At 71.3% G+C, this 22866-nt stretch carries 21 protein-coding genes; 9 read left to right on the top strand and 12 right to left on the bottom strand.

All coding sequences use genetic code 11. The features are described from left to right. The first annotated feature begins 83 nt into the window (after positions 1–83). Positions 84–1715 carry a thiol reductant ABC exporter subunit CydC gene (cydC, locus tag QNO26_RS03400; protein ID WP_257526032.1) on the top strand — a complete coding sequence of 544 codons (1632 nt, stop codon included), beginning with the start codon at positions 84–86 and terminating at the stop codon, positions 1713–1715. Between the two features lie 14 nt (positions 1716–1729). Here cydC and QNO26_RS03395 read toward each other — a convergent pair whose 3' ends face one another. From QNO26_RS03395 to QNO26_RS03385, 3 genes are all read right to left on the bottom strand, one after another. Continuing rightward, a complete protein-coding gene (locus QNO26_RS03395; RefSeq protein WP_257526017.1) occupies positions 1730–2605 on the bottom strand; it encodes a DUF4190 domain-containing protein in 876 nt (291 codons plus the stop codon). Between the two features lie 157 nt (positions 2606–2762). Then, positions 2763–3266: a GNAT family N-acetyltransferase gene (locus tag QNO26_RS03390; protein ID WP_374679337.1), complete on the bottom strand. Its 504-nt coding sequence runs from the start codon at positions 3264–3266 to the stop codon at positions 2763–2765. 39 nt (positions 3267–3305) lie between these two features. Continuing rightward, on the bottom strand, positions 3306–3902 hold the full coding sequence (locus QNO26_RS03385) for a GNAT family N-acetyltransferase (protein WP_257526019.1): 597 nt from the start codon (positions 3900–3902) through the stop codon (positions 3306–3308). Positions 3903–4009: 107 nt separating this feature from the next. On the opposite strand from QNO26_RS03385, the gene QNO26_RS03380 reads away from it, so the two are divergent. Beyond that, positions 4010–4309, top strand: a complete 300-nt coding sequence (locus QNO26_RS03380) for a DUF6457 domain-containing protein (protein WP_257526020.1) — start codon at positions 4010–4012, stop codon at positions 4307–4309. Here the strand turns inward: QNO26_RS03380 and QNO26_RS03375 are convergent. After that, positions 4306–5907: an SDR family oxidoreductase gene (locus QNO26_RS03375; protein ID WP_257526021.1), complete on the bottom strand. Its 1602-nt coding sequence runs from the start codon at positions 5905–5907 to the stop codon at positions 4306–4308. The genes QNO26_RS03380 and QNO26_RS03375 overlap by 4 nt on opposite strands. 248 nt (positions 5908–6155) lie before the next feature. Between QNO26_RS03375 and QNO26_RS03370 the strand changes: the two genes are divergently transcribed. Continuing rightward, positions 6156–7661 carry an MFS transporter gene (locus QNO26_RS03370; protein ID WP_257526022.1) on the top strand — a complete coding sequence of 502 codons (1506 nt, stop codon included), beginning with the start codon at positions 6156–6158 and terminating at the stop codon, positions 7659–7661. Between the two features lie 110 nt (positions 7662–7771). Here the strand turns inward: QNO26_RS03370 and QNO26_RS03365 are convergent, their stop codons facing one another. The 3 genes from QNO26_RS03365 to QNO26_RS03355 form a co-directional block, all read right to left on the bottom strand. Next, the gene (locus QNO26_RS03365) at positions 7772–9706 is read right to left on the bottom strand and encodes a DUF853 domain-containing protein (RefSeq protein ID WP_257526023.1); all 1935 of its coding nucleotides are present in this window, start codon (positions 9704–9706) and stop codon (positions 7772–7774) included. A 5-nt stretch (positions 9707–9711) separates the two neighbouring features. Further along, positions 9712–10365: a phosphatase PAP2 family protein gene (locus QNO26_RS03360; RefSeq protein WP_257526024.1), complete on the bottom strand. Its 654-nt coding sequence runs from the start codon at positions 10363–10365 to the stop codon at positions 9712–9714. 64 nt (positions 10366–10429) lie between these two features. Continuing rightward, entirely contained in the window at positions 10430–11752 is a 1323-nt protein-coding gene (locus QNO26_RS03355; protein WP_374679338.1) for a multidrug effflux MFS transporter, read from the bottom strand. A 145-nt stretch (positions 11753–11897) separates the two neighbouring features. Here QNO26_RS03355 and QNO26_RS03350 point away from each other — a divergent pair, with 145 nt between their 5' ends. Together QNO26_RS03350 and QNO26_RS03345 are read left to right on the top strand one after the other, a co-directional pair. Next, positions 11898–12614 carry a thioredoxin-like domain-containing protein gene (locus tag QNO26_RS03350; RefSeq protein WP_257526025.1) on the top strand — a complete coding sequence of 239 codons (717 nt, stop codon included), beginning with the start codon at positions 11898–11900 and terminating at the stop codon, positions 12612–12614. After that, a complete protein-coding gene (locus tag QNO26_RS03345; protein ID WP_257526026.1) occupies positions 12611–13273 on the top strand; it encodes a DUF305 domain-containing protein in 663 nt (220 codons plus the stop codon). The genes QNO26_RS03350 and QNO26_RS03345 overlap by 4 nt, the downstream gene beginning before the upstream one ends. A gap of 118 nt (positions 13274–13391) precedes the next feature. Here QNO26_RS03345 and QNO26_RS03340 read toward each other — a convergent pair whose 3' ends face one another. The 3 genes from QNO26_RS03340 to QNO26_RS03330 all read right to left on the bottom strand — a co-directional run bounded on the left by QNO26_RS03340 (position 13392) and on the right by QNO26_RS03330 (position 16917). Beyond that, positions 13392–14366 (bottom strand): carbohydrate ABC transporter permease, encoded by a 975-nt coding sequence (locus QNO26_RS03340; RefSeq protein WP_257526027.1) that lies wholly within the window; start codon positions 14364–14366, stop codon positions 13392–13394. Next, a complete protein-coding gene (locus QNO26_RS03335) occupies positions 14363–15496 on the bottom strand; it encodes a carbohydrate ABC transporter permease (RefSeq protein WP_257526028.1) in 1134 nt (377 codons plus the stop codon). Before QNO26_RS03335 ends, QNO26_RS03340 begins: the two co-directional genes overlap by 4 nt. 89 nt (positions 15497–15585) lie before the next feature. Next, positions 15586–16917, bottom strand: coding sequence for an ABC transporter substrate-binding protein (locus QNO26_RS03330; RefSeq protein ID WP_257526029.1), 1332 nt, complete (start codon positions 16915–16917; stop codon positions 15586–15588). A 295-nt stretch (positions 16918–17212) separates the two neighbouring features. On the opposite strand from QNO26_RS03330, the gene QNO26_RS03325 reads away from it, so the two are divergent. Continuing rightward, complete coding sequence (locus tag QNO26_RS03325) at positions 17213–18271, top strand: LacI family DNA-binding transcriptional regulator (RefSeq protein ID WP_257526030.1); 1059 nt, start codon at positions 17213–17215, stop codon at positions 18269–18271. Between the two features lie 100 nt (positions 18272–18371). Here the strand turns inward: QNO26_RS03325 and rplL are convergent, their stop codons facing one another. Next, on the bottom strand, positions 18372–18752 hold the full coding sequence (gene rplL, locus QNO26_RS03320) for a 50S ribosomal protein L7/L12 (protein WP_257526034.1): 381 nt from the start codon (positions 18750–18752) through the stop codon (positions 18372–18374). A gap of 50 nt (positions 18753–18802) precedes the next feature. Further along, positions 18803–19291, bottom strand: a complete 489-nt coding sequence (gene rplJ / locus QNO26_RS03315; protein WP_257526035.1) for a 50S ribosomal protein L10 — start codon at positions 19289–19291, stop codon at positions 18803–18805. A 315-nt stretch (positions 19292–19606) separates the two neighbouring features. Here rplJ and QNO26_RS03310 point away from each other — a divergent pair, with 315 nt between their 5' ends. The 3 genes from QNO26_RS03310 (at position 19607) to QNO26_RS03300 (ending at position 22629) form a co-directional block, all read left to right on the top strand. Then, positions 19607–20266 (top strand): YqaJ viral recombinase family protein, encoded by a 660-nt coding sequence (locus tag QNO26_RS03310; RefSeq protein WP_257526036.1) that lies wholly within the window; start codon positions 19607–19609, stop codon positions 20264–20266. Between the two features lie 250 nt (positions 20267–20516). Next, the gene (locus QNO26_RS03305; RefSeq protein WP_374679343.1) at positions 20517–22157 is read left to right on the top strand and encodes an MDR family MFS transporter; all 1641 of its coding nucleotides are present in this window, start codon (positions 20517–20519) and stop codon (positions 22155–22157) included. Between the two features lie 10 nt (positions 22158–22167). Beyond that, the gene (locus QNO26_RS03300; RefSeq protein ID WP_257526038.1) at positions 22168–22629 is read left to right on the top strand and encodes a MarR family winged helix-turn-helix transcriptional regulator; all 462 of its coding nucleotides are present in this window, start codon (positions 22168–22170) and stop codon (positions 22627–22629) included. Positions 22630–22866: the final 237 nt, after the last annotated feature.

The following is a 22866-nucleotide window of genomic DNA, read 5'->3' as shown; positions in this document are numbered from 1 at the left end:
CCACGCCGACCCCGAGCACGGCGTCCGCCCACGGCACGCCGCGCGGATCAGGGGCGACGACCGCCGACGTGCTGCGCGGCGCCATGCCGCCGGCCCGCCGCTTCTGGCGCGCTGCCGCCACCGGTTTCGCCCACGAGGCGTCGGCCGTGGCATTGCTGGCCGTCAGCGCGTGGCTGATCGTGCGCGCCAGCGAGCAGCCCGCCGTGATGTACCTCACCGCCGCCGTCGTCGGGGTGCGCGCGTTCGCGCTGTCCCGCGCGACCTTCCGCTACCTCGAGCGGCTCACCTCGCACGATGCGGCGCTGCGCCAGCTCGCCTCCACGCGCACCGCCCTGGTGCGCCGGCTCATCCCGCTCGCGCCCGACGGTCTCACCCGCACCCGGCGAGGGTCCGTGCTCGGGGCGCTCGTCGATGACGTCGACGAGCTGCAGAACCTTCCGCTGCGGGTGGTGGAGCCGCTGGTGGCCTCGGTGACCGTGGCCCTGTCGGCGGTCGTCTTCGTGGCCTTCGTCTCGGGGCCGGCGGCGCTGACGCTGCTGGGATGCCTCGCGGTCGCGGCCGTCGTCGCGACCGCCTGGGGGTGGGTGGCGGGCGGCCGTGCCGAGCGGGCCATCGCTCCGCTGCGCGCGCGGCTCGCCGACGCGGTGACCGACCACCTCGGCAGCCTCGATGTGCTGCTGGCCTACGGCGCCGAAGCCGCCAGCCGGAGCCGCATCGCCGACGCCGACAGCGCCGTGCGCCGTGCGGTCGTCCGCCGGGCCGGCGCCCAGGCGGCGACCACGGCCATCGTGTCGCTGCTGGCCGGTGCCGCGTCGATCCTCGCCGTGGTGGTCACCGCCCCCGACGCCGCGACGCTGGGCGGCCCCGCCCTCGCCGTCGCGGTGCTCGTGCCGATGGCGGTGTTCGAGGTGTTCGGCGCGGTGCCGCTGGCCGCCGCCTCGTGGCGCCAGGTGCGCGCGTCGGCGGAGCGCATCGCCGAGTCGGTTCCCGACACGATCCCGGCGGGCCTCGTCCAGCACCCCGCACCCGCCACCGGAGAGGCCCCCGCGCTCGGCGAGGGGCTGCGCCTGCGCGGCGTCTGGGCCACCTGGCCGGGAGCGGACACCGCGTCGCTGGCCGGGGTCGACCTCGACGTGCACGCGGGCGAACGGCTGCTGGTCATCGGCTCCAGCGGGGCGGGGAAGACGACGCTCGCACACGTGCTGGTGCGGTTCCTGGAGTGCACCGGCACGTACGAGATCGGCGGGCGCTCGGTGCGGGAGTCGTCCCCCGACGACGTGCGGCTCACCGTCGGCCTCTGCGAGCAGCAGCCGATGCTGTTCGACGAGGACATCCGCCAGAACCTGCTGTTCGCCCGCGACACCGCCACCGACAAGGAGCTCGTGGCCGTGCTCGACCGCGTCGGCCTGGGCCCGTGGCTCGCCGAGCGCGGGGGCCTTGACGCCCGGGTCGGCGAGCGAGGCGCGCTGGTGTCGGGCGGGCAGGCGCAGCGCATCGCCCTGGCCCGCGCGCTGCTGCGGGGGTTCCCGGTGCTGGTGCTCGACGAGCCGACCGCAGGCGTGGACCCCGCGGCATCCGACGCGCTCCTCACCGACCTGCTGCAGGCGGTCGGCCCCGACCAGGCCGTCGTGCTCATCTCGCACGTGGCCGTGCCCGCCGGACTGGTCGACCGCGTCGTGCGCCTCGATGCCGGGCACCTCGACGCCGCTGCCTGACCGGCCGCAGGCGCTCAGCGCAGCAGCAGCCCGGTGATCAGCACCGCGGCGGCGGCGAGGATCGCCACAGCCGTGAGGGTGTAGCCGACCACGAGGCCGGCGACGGCGTACCCGCGACCGCGGGCGTCGGTGCGGCGCAGCTCGCGGCGCGCGAGGTGCCCGAAGACGATGCCGATCGGCGCGAGGACGAAGCCGAAGACGAGGGCCAGCAGCGCCTTGTCGTTCACCGGCGGCTCGGACTCGCCGACGGCCGCCCACCAGGGCTCAGCGGGGGCATCCGCGGTCGCGGGACTCGCCGGCGGCGCCACGTCCGCTGTGAGTACTCCGGGGGGCGGGGTGGAGGGCGCGCCCGGCACAGCTTCGGCGGCGACGGACGCGGTCTCGGTGGCGACGGCCGGGTGCCGCGGTGCAACCTCGTCCGGCGCGTGCGCCGCCGCGCCGGGTGCGCGGATGCCCCGCGCGGGCGTGTCGAGATCGGGGTCCCACTTCACGCGTGCGGCGATGTCGACCGCACGCGCGCCCGGCGTCGCAGCCGGCGGCGACGCCGCCTCGGCCGCGGCCACCGCCTCCCGCCACGCCCGGGCATCGGCGGACACGGCCAGGGGGTGCGCTCCGGAGGGACGGCGTCCGCCGACCGGAAGGTCGGTGATGATGCCCGCGCGCGCCCGCCCGGCGGCGGGCCGGGCGCTCCCGCCCGCGGCGGCGACGTGGCCGGCCCACGCGACGAGGGCGGGGTACGCCTGCGGATGCCGGGCGATCTGCTCCGCGTACGCGGGGTACGCCGCGGCGATCGCCGCGAGGTCGTGCGGGGAGGTCTCCGCGCGGTGCAGTGCGGTCCATGCGGTCGCCGCATCCCACCCGTCGGTGTTCGGCGCAGTGGCGGCGGTCATCGCATTCCTCCTGGCCTCCAGTGGACCACCGCCCCACCCATGCCGCGATGGGGAGTTCTCCCCATCGCCCGGTCCGCTACGGCCTGGCCGGTGCCGTGGATCGGCGCCAGGAGACGCGGCCGCCGAGCGGCGCGGCGCCCACGCGGCGGGCCGCGGGTCAGGCGTCGGGCTGGCCGCCGTTGCGGGTGGAGCGGCGTTCGATGAGCAGGGTGTCGCGCCACCGGCCGGCGTGCGGGCCGACACCGCTGCGCGCGATCCGCTCGCGTCGTCCGACGACGCGGAACCCCGCCTGTTCGTGCAGGCGCAGGCTCGCGGTGTTCTCGGGGAAGACGCTGGCCTGGATGGTCCAGTAGCCGGCATCCTCCGCGGCCTCGATGAACGCCGCCAGCAGCGCCCGCCCGATCCCCTCGCCCCGATGGGCGGGGTCGATGTAGACCGAGTGCTCGATGACACCGCGATACGCCTCGCGGGCCGACACCGGCGAGGCCGCCGCCCAGCCGACCACGGTGCCGGCTTCATCCACCGCGACGAGCCGGGCGTCCGGCACCTTTCCCGTGTCGAAGCGCTCCCACGTCGGCGGCCGGGTTTCGAAGGTGGCCTCACCGCCGGCGATTCCGGCGGCGAAGATCGCCTCGACCCGCGGCCAGTCCTCTGCGGTCATCGGCCGGATCGTCGTCATGGGCGTGCGGTGCTCTCGGCGTCAGAGGGTGCGGGCGAACGCCTGCACCCCGTCGTGGGAGGGCAGCCGCGTGAAGCCGAGACGGTCGTAGAACGCCAGGGCGCCGGCGTTGTCGGCGGAAGAGACGAGGTGCAGCCCCGACACGCCCCGCTCACGCAGGGCATCGCTCACGGTGTCGATCAGCCGGCGGCCCCACCCCTGCCCCTGCACCTCGGGGAGCAGGTCGATGTGCAGGTGCGCCGGATGCGCATCGCCGTAGGGCTCGGCGCCCGCGCGGCGCCCGTATGCGTAGCGGAGGATGCCGTCCTGCCGGGTGAGCTCGACCTCCGGCTCGGGCCAGCGGTCGGCATGCCGCGGCCACCATTCGGTGGCGAACCAGTCCTCGAAGGCGCGGGTGTCGGGCACGGCCACGGTGTACCCCACGACGCGGCTGTGGTCGCTCTCCACCACGAAGGCGAGGTCGGGATGCCGCGCGGCATAGGGCAGCACGAACACCTCCGCCCAGAGGTCGTCGTCGGCGAGCACGCCGGTCGCGTCGGCACCGGCATCCGCCGTGAGCAGGCATACGTCGGCGAGCGCCGGCTCGTCGCCGGGACGGAACGGACGGATGCGGGTCACCCCTTCATCCTGCCACCGGCGCAACCCCGCGACACAGGAGGCGACACGTGGCAGGATCTCCCCCGTGGCTCGCCCACGAGCCGTCGAACCGCCGAGGAGGTCCTGCCGTGACCGTTCGTCCCGCCTCCCCCGACGCCCTCGATGACTGGGCGAGGATGCTGCGTGAGAGGTTCGACCTCGTGCCCGACGACGTGCCCGTCTCCCTCGTCCTCGACCTCGCCCGCGACATCGCCGCCGGGGTGTCGCCGTCGGCGGCGCCGGTGAGCGCCTTCGTCGCCGGCCTGGTCGCCGGGCGCGCGCACGCGACGGCGACCGACGCCGCCGACGTCGTGGCCACCATCGCGGCCCTCGCCCACCGCGCGGCAGCGCACGCGACGCCCGCTGCGGCGCCGACGGCACCCGCCTAGGAGGCGGTCACCCGCACCGCGCTGTTCCGCGCCGTACCGGCAGAGCCCTTCCCCCGCCGGCCACCCGCGCTCGACTCGGCTTCGGCGGTCGCGGTGATGCGGTTGGCCATGCCACGGAAGACGAACCCGTGGAACGGGAGCACCGCGAGCCAGTACAGGCGCCCCGCGAGCCCACGGGGGAAGAAGACCGCGCGCTGGTCGTAGCGGGATCCCTCGTCAGCAGGAGTGACACGCAGTTCCAGCCACGCCTGGCCGGGCACCTTCATCTCGGCGCGCAGCCGCAGCATCCGTCCCTCCTCGACCGTCTCCACCCGCCAGAAGTCGATGACATCCCCGGGGGCGACCCGTGACCGGCTGCGACGCCCGCGCGCGAGCCCCACGCCGCCGGCGACCTTGTCCATCCACCCGCGCACCGCCCACAGCAGCGGGGTGGAGTACCACCCGTTCTCCCCGCCGATGCCGGTGATCACCGCCCACAGCCGCTCCGGGCTGGTGGTGGTCATCTCCGACCGCTCGTCGGTATAGACCGTTCGGCCCGCCCAGTCGGGGTCCGACGGCAGCGGGTCGGCCGGGGCGCCGAGCACCTCGGCATCCTGCCAGCTGGTCTCGACGTCGTCGGATTCCACCCGCCCGAGCGCCATCTCCACCGCACCGCGGTACGGGGTGAGCCCGTCCTCAGGCGGCGGGATGAGGTCGTCGACGGCGTGGTCGTCCATGACGCACTCGTTCTGCAGCGATGCCACGAGCGGGCGGGCGATGGCGCGCGGGATGGGGGTGACGAGGTTCACCCAGTGGGAGGCCAGGCCCGGCGTGAACACCGGCAGCGACGCGATCGCCCGCTGCGGCAGTCCCGCCGCGACGGCGTAGCCGTTCATCATCTGCCCGTACCGCAGCACGTCCGGCCCGCCGATGTCCACGGCCCGGTTGACCTCTGCCGGCACCCGCCCCGCCCCGAGCAGATAGTGCAGCACATCGCGCACCGCGATCGGCTGGATGCGATTGCGCACCCACCGCGGCGCCGGCATGTAGGGAAGCACCTCGGTGAGGTGGCGCACCATCTCGAACGAGGCCGACCCCGACCCGATCACGACCCCGGCCTGCAGCACCAGGGAGGGCACCCCCGACTGCAGGAACACCTCGCCCACCGCCACCCTCGATCGCAGATGCGGCGACAGGTCTCCCCCGGATGGGTGGAGCCCGCCGAGGTAGACGAGGCGCCCGACGGATGCCGCAGCAGCGGCAGCGGCGACGGTCTCGGCCGCGCGCAGGTCCGCATCGGCGAAACCCGGTCCCGCGGCCATGGAATGCACCAGGTAGTAGAGCACGTCCACGTCTTCGACGGCGCGGGCCATCACGTCCGGATCCTCGGCGGAGCCTTCCACGTCTTCCACGTCCCGACCCCACGGGAAAGCGGCGAGCCGTGACGTGTCGCGGGCGAGCACCCGCACCCGGTACCCCGCTTCACGCAGGCGCGGCACGAGCCGACCGCCGATGTACCCGGTGCCGCCGAGCACCAGTGCCCGCGGCGGCGAGCCATCGGGCCGCGGCAGGGCACGCAGTGCCGGCTCGTGGCCGGTGGGGGCGGAGAGTTCGCTCATGCGTCGACGCTATGTCCGCCCTGGCGGGAGGCGCCCGGTCTTGCATGTCGTCGGCGGCCGTGCATGGCACGGGCCCACCGGGCGCCGACAGCGGGACCGGATCTCCGCCCGCGAGGGCCGCTCCGCGCGCGCATAGCGCACCGCGATGCCCGAGGACAAACGGATGCGAGCCCTCGCAGCCCCGGCGTACCGTCGCTTCTCGCAGACATCCGTCGCGCGCCCGTGCGACGGGGAACAGGCGGAGGTACATGAGCACGACAGCGGCATCGACGGGACCTGACGCACCGCGGCTGGAGGTCGACGACGTCATCGTCGTCGACAAGAAGCGGGTGCGCACCGCGATCGGCGGCACGGTCGTCGGCAACTTCATGGAGTGGTTCGACTTCGGCATCTACGGCTACCTGGCCGTCACGCTGGCGGTGGTCTTCACCGAGGACCTGCCGGAGCCGTGGGGCCTGATGGTGACGCTGTTCGGTTTCGCGGTGTCGTTCCTCGTGCGTCCCGTCGGCGGGCTCGTGCTCGGGCCGCTCGGCGACAGGATCGGGCGCCAGCGGGTGCTGTTCTTCACGATGGCGCTGATGGCGGTGGCCACCGGACTCATCGGTGTGCTGCCCACCTCCGCGCAGATCGGCCTGTGGGCGATCCTGCCGCTGTACCTGCTGAAGATGGCGCAGGGCTTCTCCACCGGTGGGGAGTACGCCGGCGCGACGACCTATGTGGCGGAGTTCTCCCCCGACCGCCGCCGCGGGTTCTGGTCGTCGTGGCTCGACGTCGGCTCCTACGTCGGATTCGCCGCCGGGGCCTCTGTCGTCGCCCTCACGACGCTCATCACCGAGAGCGTGTGGGGGCCGACCGCCATGGTGGACTTCGGCTGGCGCATCCCGTTCCTCCTGGCCATCCCCCTCGGCGCCGTCGCCATCTGGTTCCGCCTGCGCATCCCCGAGACGCCCGCCTACGAGACGGCCACCGAGCACGAGGCCGCCGTCCGCGGCGACGACCCCCTCGCCCGCCACGGCGTCCTCGGCATCCTGCGCCACCACTGGCGCCCGGTGCTCATCGGCATCGCGATCGTCGCGGCGACCAACACCGCCGGCTACGCGCTCACCAGTTACATGCCCACCTATCTCGAGCAGGAGGTGGGGGTCTCCAACCTCATGGCCGCCGTCGCGACGGTACCGGTGCTCATCGTGATGTCCGCATGCCTGCCGCTCATCGGCCTGCTCAGCGATCGCATCGGCCGTCGGCCGGTGTATCTCATCGCGGCGGGCTCCACGCTGGTGCTCATGGTGCCGGCGTTCGCGGTGATGCAGATCGGCGAGATGTGGGCGGTCTTCCTCGCGCTCGCCATGGTCGCCGTGCCGGTGGCGTTCTACGTGGCGGTGGCCGCCTCGGCACTGCCAGCCCTGTTCCCCACGGCCTCCCGCTTCGGCGCGATGGCGATCGCGTACAACGTCTCGGTGTCGCTCTTCGGCGGCACGACCCCTTTGTTCAGCCAGGGCCTCATCGAGCTCACGGGCAACACCTACATGCCGGCGTTCTACATCATGTTCTTCGCGCTGCTGGGCGGCATCGCGATGCTGACGATGAAGGAGACGGCGCAGCGCCCGCTGCTCGGGTCGGTGCCCGCGGTGGAGACCCTTGCCGAGGCGGCGGCCGTCGTCGAGCGACAGGACGACGATCCACTCATCGACACATCGACCATGCCCCTGCCGATCGTCCGCGTCGACGACGCGGACACGCCCGCGCTGCGCTGAGCGACGCCGGACCCGGGCAGCGCGGCCACGCCGCTGCGGCGCCCGGTCTCCGCCTTCGGGGGCGTGACGGCGGGACGCCGGGCGGCGCGCATGCGCGGAATGCCGGGCGGTCAGCGCCGGCCGATGCCGAAGACGCCCCGCAGCACACCGGAGAGGACCGTGGACGCGACGTCCGGACCCAGCACCTGCTCGACCGGGCTGCGCCGGCGCGATCGCGACGTGCGGGAGGTGCCGGCCGTCTTGCGTAGGAGCCGGTCGTACTCCTGCTGGGCTGCGGCCTCGGCCTTGCGCGCGGCGGCCTCCTGGCGAGCGTGCTCCGCCGCCGCCTTCGCCGCCGCCAGCTCCGCCTCCTGCGCGGCGGCGGCCTCGGCGGCGGCATTCATCTTCGCCGCGAGGATCTCCCGCGCCGACTCCCGGTCGATGGCCGTGCCGTAGCGGGCCTGCAGGGGCGACACCGCCACCGCGGCCGCGACGGCGGGCGCGGGGGTGGGCTCCATCGACCCCTGCGGCGCGCGCAGCCGCGTCCACGCCACCGGGGTCGGGGTTCCGCTCTCGCTCATGACGGTGACGACGGCCTCGCCGGTCGCCAGCTCCTGCAGCACCCGCTCGAGGTCGTACCCCGACCGCGGATAGGTGCGCACGGTGGCCCGCAGCGCCGTGGCGTCATCCGGTGTGAACGCCCGCAGCGCGTGCTGCACGCGCGACCCCAGTTGCGCGAGCACGTCGGCGGGGACGTCCTTGGGCGTCTGCGTGACGAAGAAGACCCCGACCCCCTTCGAGCGGATGAGACGCACCGTCTGCACGATCGCCGCGCGGAAGTCCTTCGACGCATCGCGGAACAGCAGGTGCGCCTCGTCGAAGAAGAACACCAGCTTGGGCCGATCCAGGTCGCCGACTTCGGGAAGGACCTCGTGAAGCTCCGCCAGCAGGTACATGAGGAACGTCGAGTACAGGGCCGGCTTGTCGGCCACCCCCGGCACCTCCAGCAGGTTGACGATGCCGCTGCCGTCGGCGGCATTGCGCAGGAAGTCGGTCACCTCGAACTCCGGCTCGCCGAAGAAGACGTCGGCGCCGGCGTCGGCGAAGGTGATGAGCTTGCGCAGGATCACGCCCGCCGTCGCCGCCGAGAGCCCGCCCAGGCCGGCGAGCTCGGCCTTGCCCTCGGGCCCGGTCAGGTAGGTCAGCACGGCGCGCAGATCCGAGAGGTCCACGAGCGCCAGCCCGTGCGCGTCGGCGTAGTGGAATACGAGCCCGAGGCTCGACTCCTGCGTCGCGTTCAGCCCGAGCACCTTGCTCAACAGCAGCGGCCCGAAGCCCGATACCGTCGCGCGGACGGGCACGCCCGTCCCCACCCCGCCGAGCGCGAAGAACTCGGTCGCCGAGGCACGCGGATGCCAGTCCTGCCCGATCGCGCGCGTGCGGGCGAGCAGCTTGTCGCTCGGCTCCCCCGGCGTCGCGACGCCCGACAGGTCGCCTTTGATGTCGGCGGCGAACACGGGAACACCGTGCGCGGCGAGCTGCTCGGCCAGGGACTGCAGCGTGCGGGTCTTCCCCGTGCCGGTGGCCCCGGCCACCAGGCCGTGCCGGTTGATCATCGACAGCGGGATGCGGATCTGCGCCTTGGGCGCCGCTGCGCCGTTGACGAGCGCCCCGAGATCCAGTGTCGCGGAGTCGAACGTGTAGCCGCGGACGATCGCGGCGACCTCCGCGTCGTCGAGCGGCCCGCCGGGCGACGTCTCCGGCTGGTCGTCGGCGGATGCCGCCGTCGTCGCTTCGCCGGCATCCGCCCCCTCCCCGGCCGTCGCGGTGTCGTCCGCAGCCGTCTCGGTTCCGCTCGCGTCGCGCAGCGTCTCCGCAGGAGAGTCGGCCGCCGCGGCACCCGCACCCGCCGCCGCCCGCGCTTCGGCCGCTGCCACCTCCGCAGCGGCGAGCGCCGCCTGGGCCTGCGCGGCAACCAGTGCCGCCTGAGCCGCCTGCGCCTCCGCCCGCAACTGTGCGAGCCGCGCTTCGGCGAGGGACGGATCGGGCGTGGACGACGCTGTCATGGGCGTCAGCCTACTGAGGCGTACCGCCGTTGCCGACGGCTCTGCTCGGAGCGCAGCGGCACCGAGAACGCGGCCGCGACGACCAGGGCCACCCCCGCGCCGATCGCGGCGCCGCCGACCGTGTCGCTGAGCCAGTGTGCGTGCAGATAGGTGCGGCTGAACGCCATCAGCGCCACCCACAGCGCACCCGCCAGCATCACCCACAGCCGGGGGAACAGCACGGCGGCGACGGCCGCGACCGTCGCGGCGTTGGCCGCGTGCCCAGAGGGGAAGGAGCCGTAGTCACTGATGACGATGATCTCCTCGGGGCGCGCGCGGCCGAAGAGGTGCTTGAGCACCTGCACCGCGCCGGCGCTGAGCAGCGAGGCCGCGACGAAGTAGAGGGCAGCCATGTACCGGCGCGCGATCACCAGCGCGAGCGCGCTGGCGATCGGCACGACGAAGATCCCGAAGATGCCCCCGCCGAGCCAGTTCATAGCCTGCGAGAAAACGGTCAGAGCACCGACGCGCCAGCCGACCAGCAGCGAGTTCCACGCCGTGTCCAGTGTGAAGGGCGCCGGGCCCCGCAGGAGGATCCACCAGCCGAGGCCGCAGGCGAGTGCGGCGAGTACGAGACCCGGGACGAGCAGGCGCGCGATCGGGTGACGAAGGGCATCCATCGCCCCATTGTGGAGCCTGCTGCCCGCGTGCGGCGCCGGGCTTGCGCCCGGCGCCGAGTGGACGCTACGGCGCCAGCTGCGCCACGGTGCGCGGCCGCACCACCAACCAGAGCGACAGCACCGCGATCACGCCGCAGCCGACCATCACGGCGGCCATCGTCGTCGGCGTGATGCCGGTGTCGCCGGCGAGCGCGCCCACGAGCGGCGAGATGAGCCCGGCGACCCCGAAGTTGACCGCGCCGATGATCGACTGCGCGGTGCCCGCGGCCTTGCCGTGCCGGTCGAGCGCCAGCACCTGCACGCACGGGAAGGTGAATCCGCACGCCGTCATGAAGACGAACAGCGGCACCACCACGCCCCACAGCCCCGCGCCGAGGGCGTCACCGGCGATGATGGCGGATGCCGAAAGCACCAGCGCCCCGGTCGAGAACGCCAGCACCCACTGCGGGCCGAAGCGCGCGGCCAGCCGCGACGCCGTCTGCACGCCGATCACGACGCCGACGGAGTTCACCGCGAACAGCAGACCGTACTGCTGCGGGTCGAAGCCGTAGGTCTGCTGGAACAGGAACGACGATGCGGACAGGTACGAGAACATCCCGCTGAACGTCATGCCGCCGATGATCAGCACGCCGATGAAGACGCGGTCGCTGAAGACGCTGCGGTAGCGCTGCAGCACGGTCGTCGCCCCCTTCTCGTGGCGACGGGCCGGCGGCAGCGTCTCGGGGATGAACAGCAGCGCGCAGATGAGCATGACCGCGCCGTAGAGGGCGAGCGCGACGAAGATGCCCCGCCAGGGCATGACCGTCAGCAGGGCCGAGCCGATCAGCGGCGCGACGACGGGGGCGACACCCGACACGAGCGCCAGGCGGCTGAGCATGACGACCAGACGGCGTCCGCCGAACAGGTCGCGCACGATGGCGGCCGCCACGACGCCGCCCGCGGCGGCTCCGGCACCCATCATCACGCGGGTCACCGAGAGCAGCTCGAGCGTGGGGGCGAAGGCGGCCAGGACGCTGGCGACCACGTGCAGGGCGGTCACGACGATGAGCGGGATGCGCCGGCCGACCTTGTCGCTGAGGGGTCCGACCACCAGCTGGCCCAGCGCGAAGCCGATCATCGTGCCGGTGAGGGTGAGCTGGATCGCGGCGGCGGACGTCTGGAAGTCGGCCTCGAGCACGGGGAACGCCGGCAGGTACAGGTCGACCGTGAACGGTCCGAGCGCGGTGAGCGCGCCCAGCAGGATGATGTAGAGCACCCGTCGCCGCGTCGACAGCGAGTCGCCGGGGTGCAGCACGATGGGCGCGGTGGTGGGGTTCGCCCCGAGGGTGCGGATGGCCCCGGTCGATGTGGTGGCGGGATCGCGAGGGGTGGGAGAAGTGTCGGGCACGGTGTCCAAGAAGTCGAAGGAGAACCGTCGAAACGATTCGAGAACCGATCGAGTCTAGCGTCTTCTCAGCAAACCGGCGTATTCAGCCGCATAGGCTGAGCAGGTCCCGCGCCCAGGCGCCCCCTTCCCCCGAGCCGAGATCACCATGACCCCGACGCCCCCGAACAAATCGCAGCGTGTGAGCGGCAACCCCGCCACCCAGTCGAAGATCGCCCTCACCGCCAAGCAGCAGCGCGAGCAGCAGAAGCAGGAGAAGCTCGCCCAGTACCAGCGGGAGCTGGCGAAGCGCCGCCGCAGCAAGCTCGTCTGGTGGGTCGTCGGCAGCGCCGCCGGCATCGCGATCGTGGGCGCCATCGTCGCGTCCTACATGTTCACCCCCAAGCCCGTCACCTACGCGCGCGGCGACGGCGACGGCACGTCGATCTCGGGCGTCGAGACGTTCGAGAACACCGCCAACCACGTCGAAGGCGACGTCGCCTACCCGCAGGCCCCGCCCGCCGGCGGCGACCACAACGCCATGTGGCTCAACTGCGGCGTGTACTCCGAGCCCGTGCCCGAGGTCAACGCGGTGCACTCGCTGGAGCACGGCGCCGTGTGGGTCACCTACGACCCGGCGTCGGTCGACCAGGCCGGCGTCGACGCCCTCGAGTCGAAGCTGCCCAACAGCTACGTCATCCTCTCTCCCGGCGAAGACCTCGACGCACCTGTCGTGGCCAGTGCCTGGAACGCCCAGATCAAGCTCGACTCCGTGGACGACCCGCGCCTCGAGGACTTCCTCACCGCGTACTGGCGCAATCTCAACGCCCCTGAGCCCAACGCCGCCTGCGCCGGCGCCCTCGACGCACCGGGCAAGCAGTCGTGACCGAGGCGCCCCGGCGGCGGTGGCTCGCGATCGTCCTGGTCGCCGTCGCCGTCGCCGCGGTCGCCTTCGCCGCCGGGCGCTTCTCGACCTTCGCCGCGTCGGGGCCGGCCCTGCCGACGACTGATTCGGCCGAGGCCGGCTTCGCCCGCGACATGCAGTTCCACCACGGGCAGGCGGTGGACATGGCGATGACCATGCACCGCAAGACCGACGACGAGGAGCTGCGGGCACTGTCGTACGACATCGCCACCGGTCAGGCCGCGCAGCGCGGCGAGATGTTCGACTGGCTGGTCAAGTGGGGCCTGCCGCAGGCCGGCGGGCCCGCGATGGCGTGGATGGCGGCATCCGACGCCGGGCATGACCACGGCGTGACCGGCGCCGAGCCGCTCACCGCCGAGCAGGAGCGCGAGGCGATGGGCATGGCCTCCCCCGCCGAGCTGACGGCGCTGGCCGAGGCGGAGGGCCGCGACGCGGACTGCCTCTTCCTGTCGCTGATGATCCGTCACCATGCGGCGGCGATCCCGATGGCCGAGGCCGTGCTCGAGCTCGGCTCGGAGCCGCGCACGCTGGCCGTGGCCGAGCGCATGCGCGACGCGCAGCAGTTCGAGATCGACGCGATGACCGCCGCACAGCAGCGCCTGTCCTGCCCCGCCCCCTGACCTTCCCACACCCGTGAAACCGCATCTGGCGGCTGAGACGGTGGGTATCACCCACTGTCTCAGCCGCCAGTTGCTGTCTCAGCGCGCGGGCCGCGTGCGGCCGCGCGCGCGGCGCGCGTCAGCCCTTCGTGGAGCCGGCCAGCAGGCCGCGGACGAAGTAGCGCTGCAGCGCCAGGAACACGATCAGCGGAACGATGATCGCGATGAACGCGCCCGCCGTCAGCAGGTGCCAGTCCTGACCACGGCTTCCGGTCATCTCGGCCAGCAGCTTCGTGATCGGCCCGACCGCGCCGTCGGCGAAGATCAGCGCCACGAGCAGGTCGTTCCACACCCACAAGAACTGGAAGATCGCCACCGAGGCGATCGCCGGCATGGTCAGCGGCAGGATGATCCGGAAGAAGATCTGCCCGTGGCCGGCGCCGTCCACACGCGCCGCCTCGATCACTTCGCCCGGAATCTCCGAGACGAAGTTGTGCAGCAGGAAGATCGTCAGCGGCATGGCGAAGATCGTGTGGGCGATCCACACCTGGGCGTACCCCGCCTGACCGATCCCCTCGATCACCGGGAACCCGAACAGCGTGCCGTTGGAGAACAGCTGCAGCAGCGGGATGAGCGCCATCTGGATCGGCACGATCTGCAGGGCGAACACCAGGATGAACAGGATGTTCTTGCCGCGGAAGTTCATCCAGGCGAAGGCGTATGCCGCCAGCAGCGCGATGGAGATCGGGATGATCGTCGCCGGCAGCGTGATCGCGATGGAGTTGACGAAGGCTCCGGCCATGTTGAGCTGGCTGTTGCCGGCCTGCAGCGCCTCGGAGTAGTTGTCCAGCGTCCAGCCCCAGTTGGCGAAGACGGTCCACCAGCCGGTGGTCTGGATCAGCTCCCTGGGCCGGAACGACGACACGAACAGGCCGAAGGTGGGCAGCGTCCAGAGCACGGCGATGACCAGAGCCGCCAGGGTCGCCCAGCGCGACGTCAGCCGCTTCTTGGCTCCCGCGGCGGTGGACTGCTGCTCGATCTTGCGTTCGCCGCGCCGCAGGCGCTGCTTGGTCTGCTCATCGACCGGGAGGTCGATGGGAGTGAAGGCGGTCATCGGATCTCCCTCTGCTTCTTCAGCTGCCGGGCGTTGTAGACCACCAGCGGCAGCACCAGCACGAACAGCACCACCGCGAAGGCGGCCGAGCGGCCCGCTTCGAAGCTGCGCAGCTGCGTGTACATCTCGTTGGCGATGACGGAGGTGTTGTTGGCACCGGCTGTCATCGTGCGGACGATGTCGAACACCTTGAGCGAGGCGATCGAGATGGTCGTGAGCACCACGATGAGAGAACCGCGGATGCCGGGGACGATCACGTTGATGAACCGCTGCCAGCCGTTGGTGCCGTCCAGCTGCGCCGCTTCGATCTGCTCGGTGGGAACGCCCTTGATGGCGGCCGAGAGGATGACCATCGCGAAACCGGTCTGCACCCAGATGAGCACGATGATGAGGAACAGCGTGTTCCACGGCTGCACGGCGAGGAAGTTCAGCGGCTCACCGCCCAGCCACACGATCACCTGGTTGGCCAGACCGATCTGCTCCTGGCCGGCGGGACGCGCGGTGTAGACGAAGCGCCAGATGATCGAGGCGCCCACGAACGAGATCGCCATGGGCAGGAAGACGAGGATCTTGTAGTACTTCTCCCCGCGCGTCTTGTCGATGAAGTAGGCGTAGGCCAGTCCCGCGATCGTCGAGACCACCGGGGCGATGACCACCCACACGATCGTGTTGAGCACGACGCGGATGCCCTGGGGCTGGGTGAAGATCCAGATGAAGTTGTCGAGGCCCACGAATTCGGTGCTGTTGCGGTTCATGAACGCCTGACCGGTGGTCTGGATCGCCGGGATGATGAGTCCGACGACGACCAGCAGCAGTGCCGGCGCCAGGAACGCCACGAGCACGAACAGAGACCCGGTGCCCTCCTTCGAGCGCATGTCGAGGAAGAACAGCAGCAGGCCCAGCACAGCCGCGCCGATGATCGCCGCGTTGTAGGAGTTCAGCAGCAGCAGGAGCAGCGCGGGGGCTCCCACGCACACCGCCAGCCGGATGAACGTGTAGACGCGCCCGCTGCGCGGGGCGATCTCCACGAAGAACAGGATGAGTCCGACCACGGCGACGAACACGCCGATGATGATCGGGATCTGCAGCAGCGGCGTGAGGTCACTCAGCCACTGGAAGAAGGCGGACATGGGATCCTTTCGGGTGCGTCAGCGGACTCCGGGTCGAGAAAAGCGGGGCCGACCGCCTGGTGCGGTCGGCCCCGCTGCGCGTGGAACCGTCAGCTGGAAGGCCAGCCCGACTCGATCTGCTCGAGCACGGTGGCCGTGTCGGAGCCGTTGACCCAGTCGTTCATCCCCTTGAAGAAGGTGTTCGTGCCGACGCCCGACGGCATCAGGTCAGATGCGTCGAAGCGGAACGTGGTGCCCTCGTCCTGCAGGATGGCGATGGCTTCCTTGAGGATCTCGCTTGAGGCGTTCTCGGGGTCCAGGCCCTTGTTGGCGCTGATGACGCCGCCGAGGGAGACACGCGAGTTGGCCCACTCGGGGCTCGACAGGTACGCCTGCACCTTCTGGGTGGCCTCGTCGTCGCTGAACGCGGCGACGATCTCGCCACCGCCGGTCACGACGGCGCCGTCACCGGCCGCGTCGCCGAAGGCCGGGGTCAGGAAGGCCCAGATGTCACCGTCTTCGGCGACGGTGCCGCCGGCGTCGGTGATGAAGCCGTCGTAGAACGACGCCTGGTGGTGCAGCACGCACTCACCGGAGACCAGCGCCGAGGCCGGGTCGCCGAAGGGCGTGGTCACGATGGTGTCGGTGCCGCCGAAGCCGGCGTTGACGTAGTCCGGGTTCTTGAGGATCTTGCCGACCTCGTCGAACGCCGAGGCGATCTGCGGGTCGGTGAAGGGGACCTCGTTGGTCACCCACTGGTCGTAGACCTCGGGGCCGGCTTGACGCAGCACGACGTCCTCGACCCAGTCCGTTCCCGGCCAGCCGGTCGCGGCGTCGGAGCCGAAGCCCACGCACCACGGCGCGGAGCCGGTGTCGCCCTGGATCTGCGCGGTCAGGTCCACGAGGCCCTGCCAGTCGGTCGGCACCTCGTAGCCGTTCTCCTCGAAGAACGACGGCGAGTACCAGACCCAGCCCTTGACGCTCGCCATGAGCGGCGCGCCGTACAGCGTGCCGTCGTAGGTGCCGTACTTGGCCCAGTCCTCGCTCCAGTACTCGGCGACGTTGTCCGCCACCTCCTGCGGAGCGGGCTTCAGGTAGCCGAGGTCGGCCATGTCACCCATGAGGCCGGGCTGCGGGAAGATCGCGATGTCGGGGGCGTTGCCGCCCTGCGCGCGCACGGCGATCTGCGCCTCGAACTCCTTCGACGCCTCGTACTGGATGTCGATGTCGTTCTCTTCTTCCCAGTCCGCCCATGACTGCTCGAGCAGGTCGGCCTCGGTGTCGGAGATGGTGCCGTAGACGGTGACGACGTTGCCGTCCGCGGCACCGCTCTCGCCGTCGCCGCCTCCCGAACCCGGTCCGCCGCCACAGCCTGCGAGCGCGAGCGCTCCGACCGTCAGGAGCGATCCGGCGGCAAGGGTCCTGCGCGGGATGGTCTTCATCTGTCCTCCTCATCGAGCCGACGCACCACGGCGCGTCGTCGCGTCCACAATCTTGCGGGAAGCGGTGCGGGTAATGGAACCGCTTCCGTACCCACGGTAGAGGACCGCGCCGCGCGACTCAACCGCCGCAGATAACAACTCGGTAACCCGGTCCTGGGTGCGCTCCCACTGCGGTGATCACAACAAATCCGGGACTGGCGAACACCGGTGCGGTCGTGGCATCATTCCGTGGAACCGGTTACAGGTTTGAGGGACGCCACGACAGAGCGGCCGGGGCGCCGAAGGAGTTTCACTGATGAGCGGAATCGCCGACGTCGCGCGTCGAGCGGGGGTCTCGAAGGCCACGGCCAGTCGCGCCCTCACCGGCAGCAGCCAAGTGTCGGAGCAGACGCGACGGCGCGTGCAGGAGGCCGCCGCCGCCCTCGGCTATGTGCCGTCCACGAGTGCGGTGAGCCTGGCGACGGGCCGCACGCGCAACGTCGGGGTCATCATCCCGTCGGTGAGCCGATGGATCTTCGCCGAGATCCTCGAGGGCATCCAGTCCGCACTGCTGCACCAGGGCCTCGATCTGACCCTGTACGACGCCCGGCCGGGCACCGAGACCCGACGCCGGGTGTTCGACGACTTCCTCGCCCGCAAACGCTTCGACGGCCTCATCGCCGTCGGGCTCGAGACGGAGGACCACGAACTCGACCGCCTACGGGGGATCGGCCGCCCGGTGGTGAGCGTCATGGGCGAGGGCGGACACGACGGTTCCGTCGCCTTCGACGACGAGCGCGCCGGCCGTCGGGCTGCCGAGCACCTCCTCGCCCTCGGCCACACCGACATCGTGTTCCTCGGCGGCACCGAGGAACCGGGCACATCCGCATCGGGGACGCGCGCCGACGCCGCCCGTCGCGAGGGCTGCCTCGCCGCTTTGCGCGACGCCGGCCTCCCGATGCGTCACCTTCCTTCGGCACCCACACTGCCGGGGGGATACGCCGCCGCCGTCGACGTGCTCAGCGACGCCCGACGCCGCCCCACCGCGATCGTCGCCGTCAGCGACGAGGTCGCCGTGGGCGCCATGATCGCCGCTCGGCGCCTGGCGATCCCCGTTCCCGGAGGGGTGAGCGTCGTCGGCATCGACGATCACGACTACGCGGAGATGTTCGGACTCACCACGCTCGCGCACGATCCGCGGCGCCAGGGCAGCGTCGCCGTCGAGCTGCTGGCGGCCCGGCTGGCCGATCCCCGCGCGGCGGCCGCCCATGTGCGCCCCGATGCGCGCCTCGTCGTGCGCAGCTCCACCGCTCCCCCGGCCGCCGTGATCGGCGTCGCGGCGACGGATGCCGGTCTCGTCGACCGTCGGCCCTGACCCGGGTGGGCGCGGCGACCCGAACGCCGCGCCCACCCGCCCCAAAGGGAGAAGGCCCCGGATGCCGTGGCATCCGGGGCCTTCAACGCGTGAAGCGTGATTACTTGAGGGTGACCGTGGCGCCGGCGGCCTCGAGGGCCTCCTTGGCCTTGTCGGCGGTCTCCTTGTTGGCGCCCTCCAGGACGGCCTTGGGAGCACCGTCGACGACGGCCTTGGCCTCGCCGAGGCCCAGCGAGGTGAGCTCGCGGACCGTCTTGATGACCTGGATCTTCTTGTCGCCGGCAGCCTCGAGGATGACGTCGAAGGAGTCCTTCTCCTCGACCTCTTCAGCAGCAGCGCCGCCGGCGGCACCGGCAACGGCCACGGGGGCAGCAGCGGTGACGTCGAACTTCTCCTCGAACGCCTTCACGAACTCGCTGAGCTCGACGAGGGTCAGGCCGGCAAACTGCTCGAGCAGCTCCTCAGTGGTGAGCTTCGCCATGATGTATCTCCTAGATAGATGGGGTTTGTGGGAAAAATGCCGCCGGACGCTTACGCGGCCTCAGCGGTCTCCAGCTTTTCGCGAAGCGCGTCGATGGTGGCCGCAGCCTTGCCCATCGTCGCCTTCATCATGCCCGCAGCCTTCGCCAGCAGAACCTCACGGCTCTCGAGCGAGGCGTACTTGTTGACCTCGTCGGCAGTGAGGGTGTTGCCCTCGAAGATGCCGCCCTTGATCACGAGAAGCGGGTTAGCCTTGGCGAAGTCACGCAGAGCCTTCGCGGTGGCGACGAAGTCGCCGTGCACGAACGCGACGGCGGACGGGCCCTTGAGGTCCTCGTCCAGCGCCGTGATCCCCGCGTTGTTCGCGGCGATCTTGGTCAGCGTGTTCTTCACCACGGCGTACTGCGCGTCCTGACGGATGGTGTTGCGCAGCTGCTTGAGCTGGGCAACCGTCAGACCGCGGTACTCGGTCAGCAGGACGGCGTTCGAGTTCTCGAAGTTCTTCGTGAGCTCGGCGACCGATGCATCCTTCTGCGCCATGGTCACTCCTTGATGTGTACGAGGCGCTCCGCGGAGGCGGGCGCCGGCCTGGACCCGGGCCCCTGCCCAACAAAAAAGCTCCGGCGCAAGCGCACGGAGCTGAATTCCGGAGAATCGATCTGTACACCTGCGTGGGCCCCTGCTGTGCAGAGCTTCGATCGTCGTGCGCTTGCGCGCACACCGATGACCGACGGTCTTTGGCTTGCCTCAAGCATACGTCTGCACCACCTCCAGGACAAATCAGGCCCGACGCCGCTCGCCGCAGGCGGCGTGGACGGACGGGGGCTGTCATCCGCCGGGGTTACGGTGGAAGGCGTGACCCCCGAACTCGCTGCCCGGATCGTCGCGGACTCCCGCGACCGCGTGGCGTGGGTGCGGGCGCGGTCGCGCGGGATCACCGCGACCGACGTGGCCGCCCTCACCTCCGAGAAGGCGATCGCCCGCGCGGCCGACGCCAAGCTCATGGGCTCCGGGTTCTCCGGCAACGCCTACACCGACCACGGACGCCGCCGCGAACCCGAGATCGCCCGCTGGGTGGCCGCGACCCACGGCATCCAGCCGTCGTCTGCCCTGTTCCACGCGGTCGTCGAGAAGCGCCACCTGGCGACGCCCGACGGCGTCGGTCTCGATAAGAACGGCCGCGTGATCCTGGCCGAGATCAAGACGACCAACAAGCACTGGCGCTCCATCCCCCGCTCCTACCTGCGGCAGGTGTGGTGGCAGCAGCACGTGCTGGGCGCCGAGCGCACGCTCGTGGCGTGGGAGCAGCATGTGGACTTCGTGCCCGTGGGCGACGAGCCGCGATGCGCCTGGGTCGACCGGGACGAGTACGAGATCGGCAAGCTGGTGACGCTCGCGACCTCTCTCATCGACGAGCTGTACCACCGCACGATGCAGCGCCGCAGCCTCGTCGCCCCACCGGCCGCCCCGGTCGCGCCGCGCGAGCCCTTCCGCGCTCTCGCCCTCGCCGACTGAGCGCCCGCCACCGAGCGGCGCCCGGCAGTCCCGTGCCCGGCCAAACTGGTTGACCCATGTCAACTCCGGGGGTATAGTTGACTCCGCTCAACCGTTGATTCCCGTCAACTTCCGGTCGCCAGTGTCGTCGCACCGTCTCAGCCCCTGAAGGAGACACGTGCCGAAGTCCCCCCGTTCGAACGATCCCGCCGTCACGGAGAAGCTCGCCCACCGTCGCGTCCTCGAAGCGCTCTCGGGACTGCTCCTGGGCATGTTCGTGTCGATGCTCGCCTCGACGGTGGTGTCGACGTCGCTTCCGGTGATCCTCCACGACCTCGGCGGCGGGCAGACCGCCTTCACCTGGGTGGTCACCGCGACGCTGCTGACGACCGCGATCTCCACACCGATCTGGGGCAAGCTCGCCGACCTCACCAACCGCAAGGTGATGTACCAGCTGGCGCTCGTGATCTTCGTGCTCGCCACCGCCGCGGCCGGGTTCTCGCAGAACCCCGAGACGCTCATCGCGTTCCGCGCCCTGCAGGGCATCGGCGCCGGTGGCCTCGCCGCCCTCAGCCAGGTGCTGATGGCCGACATCATCAGCCCGCGCGAGCGCGGCCGCTACATGGGGCTGTTCGGCGCGGTCATGGCGGTCGCGACGGTGGGCGGCCCGCTGCTGGGCGGCCTCATCACGGATGCCTGGGGCTGGCGCTGGAACTTCTTCGTGGCGATCCCCGTCGCCGTCGCCGCCCTGCTCATCGTGCAGCGCAACCTGCACGTGCCCGCGCGGCCGAAGCAGAAGGCGCGCATCGACTACCTCGGCATCGTGCTGCTCTCGCTATCGGTGTCGCTCCTGCTGATCTGGGTGTCGCTGGCGGGTGACTCGTTCGACTGGTGGAGCCTCGAGACCGCCCTCATGCTCGGCGGAGCGCTCGTCGGCGCCGGCCTGTTCGTGTGGGTCGAGCTGCGCTCCCCTGAGCCACTGATCCCGCTGACGCTCTTCCGCGACCGCACCTTCACGCTGTCGGTGATCGCCTCGATCGCCACCGGCATCGCGATGTTCGGTGCCTCGGTCTACCTCAGCCAGTACATGCAGCTGGCCCGCGGCGCCACGCCGACCGAGGCCGGCATCATGACGATCCCGATGATCGCGGGTCTGCTGATCGCGTCGATCGGCATCGGCGCTCTGATCACGAAGACCGGTCGCTGGAAGGCGTTCCTCGTCGCGGGCGCCGTGCTGCTGACCGCCGGTTCCGCGCTGCTGTCGACGATCGAGTACGACACCGATTTCACGCTCGTCTCCATCTACATGTTCCTCCTCGGTGCCGGCGTGGGCATGACGATGCAGAACCTCGTCCTCGTGGTGCAGAACACCGCCAGCCCGAAGCAGATCGGCGTCGCGAGCTCGGGGGTGACGTTCTTCCGCAGCCTCGGCGGCACGCTCGGCGTGTCGGTGATGGGAGCGGCGCTGGCCTCGCGCGTCGCCGAGCTCCTCACTGCGCGCACCGACGACATCACCGCCGCGCTGGCGAGCCTCGGCGAGCAGGGCCCGGTCTGGGCGGCCCAGCTGCAGAGCGGCGCCCTCCCCTCGGTCGCGACCATGCCCGACGCACTCCGGGTCGTCTTCGAGGACATCTACGCCAACGGCATCTCGCGCGCGTTCCTCATCGCCGTGCCGTTCGCCGTCATCAGTCTCATCGCGATCGTCTTCCTCCCCCGCACCCCGCTGACCTCGATGACGACCACCGAGCGCCTGCACGCGGCGGAGGCCGATTTCGCGACGGTCTCCGTCCCCGAAGGGATGGGCAGCCTGACGGCATCCCATCGCATCATCGACGAGGCGGACCAGACGGATGCCTCAGCCGAGACGGATGCCACGGACGGGGCATCCGACTCCCGCGACGCACGCCGATAGGGTGACGACGATGACGAGTCAGGAGACCTCCGAGGAGCGCGCAGCGGCGGTACGCGCCCTGGAGGGCGAATTCGGCGAGCTGATCAGCCGGTTCCGCAAGATCATCGCCGAGAACGCGCACCGGGTGAGTCCCGGCATGCTCCCTGGGGCATACAAGGTCTTCACGAGCATCGTGCGCTGCGAGCCGGTGACGCAGGCGGCGCTGGCGGAGCAGCTGGCGGTGGACAAGGGCCAGCTCAGCCGCACCGTGCGCGAGCTCGAGGAGCTGGGACTGGTGGAGCGCATGCCGGATCCGGCCGACGGCCGGTCGAGCCTGCTCTCCGCGAGTCCCGAGGGGCTGGCGCGCCTGGCCACCGCCCGGGCCCCGCAGCAGAGCACCCTGCACGCCGCGCTCGAGGATTGGGACCTCGACGACATCCACCAGCTCGCCCACCTGCTGCGCGCCCTGACGACCGGCACGCCGCCGTCCTGAGGCCGTCGCAGGCGGCGGCCGCGGAAGCCCCGGCGCCTACTGGTTCTGGAAGGCGGCGTCGAACGAGGCCGTCGGGGCGTCCCACAGCAGCGACCGCACGAACCCGATCGCCTCGGCGGCGCCGTGCAGCCTCGAACGCCTCGATCGCGGCCACCGCACCGTCACCGGCATCCATCCAGATGCCCGCCACGTCGCCCTTGGCGAGCTCGTCGCTGATGATGCTCTTGATCTGCGCAG

Source organism: Microbacterium sp. zg-Y1090 (assembly GCF_030246945.1).
Classification (GTDB): Bacteria; Actinomycetota; Actinomycetes; order Actinomycetales; family Microbacteriaceae; genus Microbacterium; species Microbacterium wangruii.
This window is presented reverse-complemented; position numbering and strand designations above follow the sequence as displayed.

Excerpts from the sequence above, each read along its gene's own strand:
- cydC (WP_257526032.1), top strand. The coding sequence starts at position 84 with ATGCCGCCGGCCCGCCGCTTCTGGCGCGCTGCCGCCACCGGTTTCGCC.
- QNO26_RS03395 (WP_257526017.1), bottom strand. The coding sequence starts at position 2,605 with ATGACCGCCGCCACTGCGCCGAACACCGACGGGTGGGATGCGGCGACC.
- QNO26_RS03390 (WP_374679337.1), bottom strand. The coding sequence starts at position 3,266 with ATGACCGCAGAGGACTGGCCGCGGGTCGAGGCGATCTTCGCCGCCGGA.
- QNO26_RS03375 (WP_257526021.1), bottom strand. The coding sequence starts at position 5,907 with ATGAGCGAACTCTCCGCCCCCACCGGCCACGAGCCGGCACTGCGTGCC.
- QNO26_RS03370 (WP_257526022.1), top strand. The coding sequence starts at position 6,156 with ATGAGCACGACAGCGGCATCGACGGGACCTGACGCACCGCGGCTGGAG.
- QNO26_RS03365 (WP_257526023.1), bottom strand. The coding sequence starts at position 9,706 with ATGACAGCGTCGTCCACGCCCGATCCGTCCCTCGCCGAAGCGCGGCTC.
- QNO26_RS03360 (WP_257526024.1), bottom strand. The coding sequence starts at position 10,365 with ATGGATGCCCTTCGTCACCCGATCGCGCGCCTGCTCGTCCCGGGTCTC.
- QNO26_RS03350 (WP_257526025.1), top strand. The coding sequence starts at position 11,898 with ATGACCCCGACGCCCCCGAACAAATCGCAGCGTGTGAGCGGCAACCCC.
- QNO26_RS03340 (WP_257526027.1), bottom strand. The coding sequence starts at position 14,366 with ATGACCGCCTTCACTCCCATCGACCTCCCGGTCGATGAGCAGACCAAG.
- QNO26_RS03335 (WP_257526028.1), bottom strand. The coding sequence starts at position 15,496 with ATGTCCGCCTTCTTCCAGTGGCTGAGTGACCTCACGCCGCTGCTGCAG.
- QNO26_RS03330 (WP_257526029.1), bottom strand. The coding sequence starts at position 16,917 with ATGAAGACCATCCCGCGCAGGACCCTTGCCGCCGGATCGCTCCTGACG.
- QNO26_RS03325 (WP_257526030.1), top strand. The coding sequence starts at position 17,213 with ATGAGCGGAATCGCCGACGTCGCGCGTCGAGCGGGGGTCTCGAAGGCC.
- rplL (WP_257526034.1), bottom strand. The coding sequence starts at position 18,752 with ATGGCGAAGCTCACCACTGAGGAGCTGCTCGAGCAGTTTGCCGGCCTG.
- rplJ (WP_257526035.1), bottom strand. The coding sequence starts at position 19,291 with ATGGCGCAGAAGGATGCATCGGTCGCCGAGCTCACGAAGAACTTCGAG.
- QNO26_RS03305 (WP_374679343.1), top strand. The coding sequence starts at position 20,517 with ATGTTCGTGTCGATGCTCGCCTCGACGGTGGTGTCGACGTCGCTTCCG.
- QNO26_RS03300 (WP_257526038.1), top strand. The coding sequence starts at position 22,168 with ATGACGAGTCAGGAGACCTCCGAGGAGCGCGCAGCGGCGGTACGCGCC.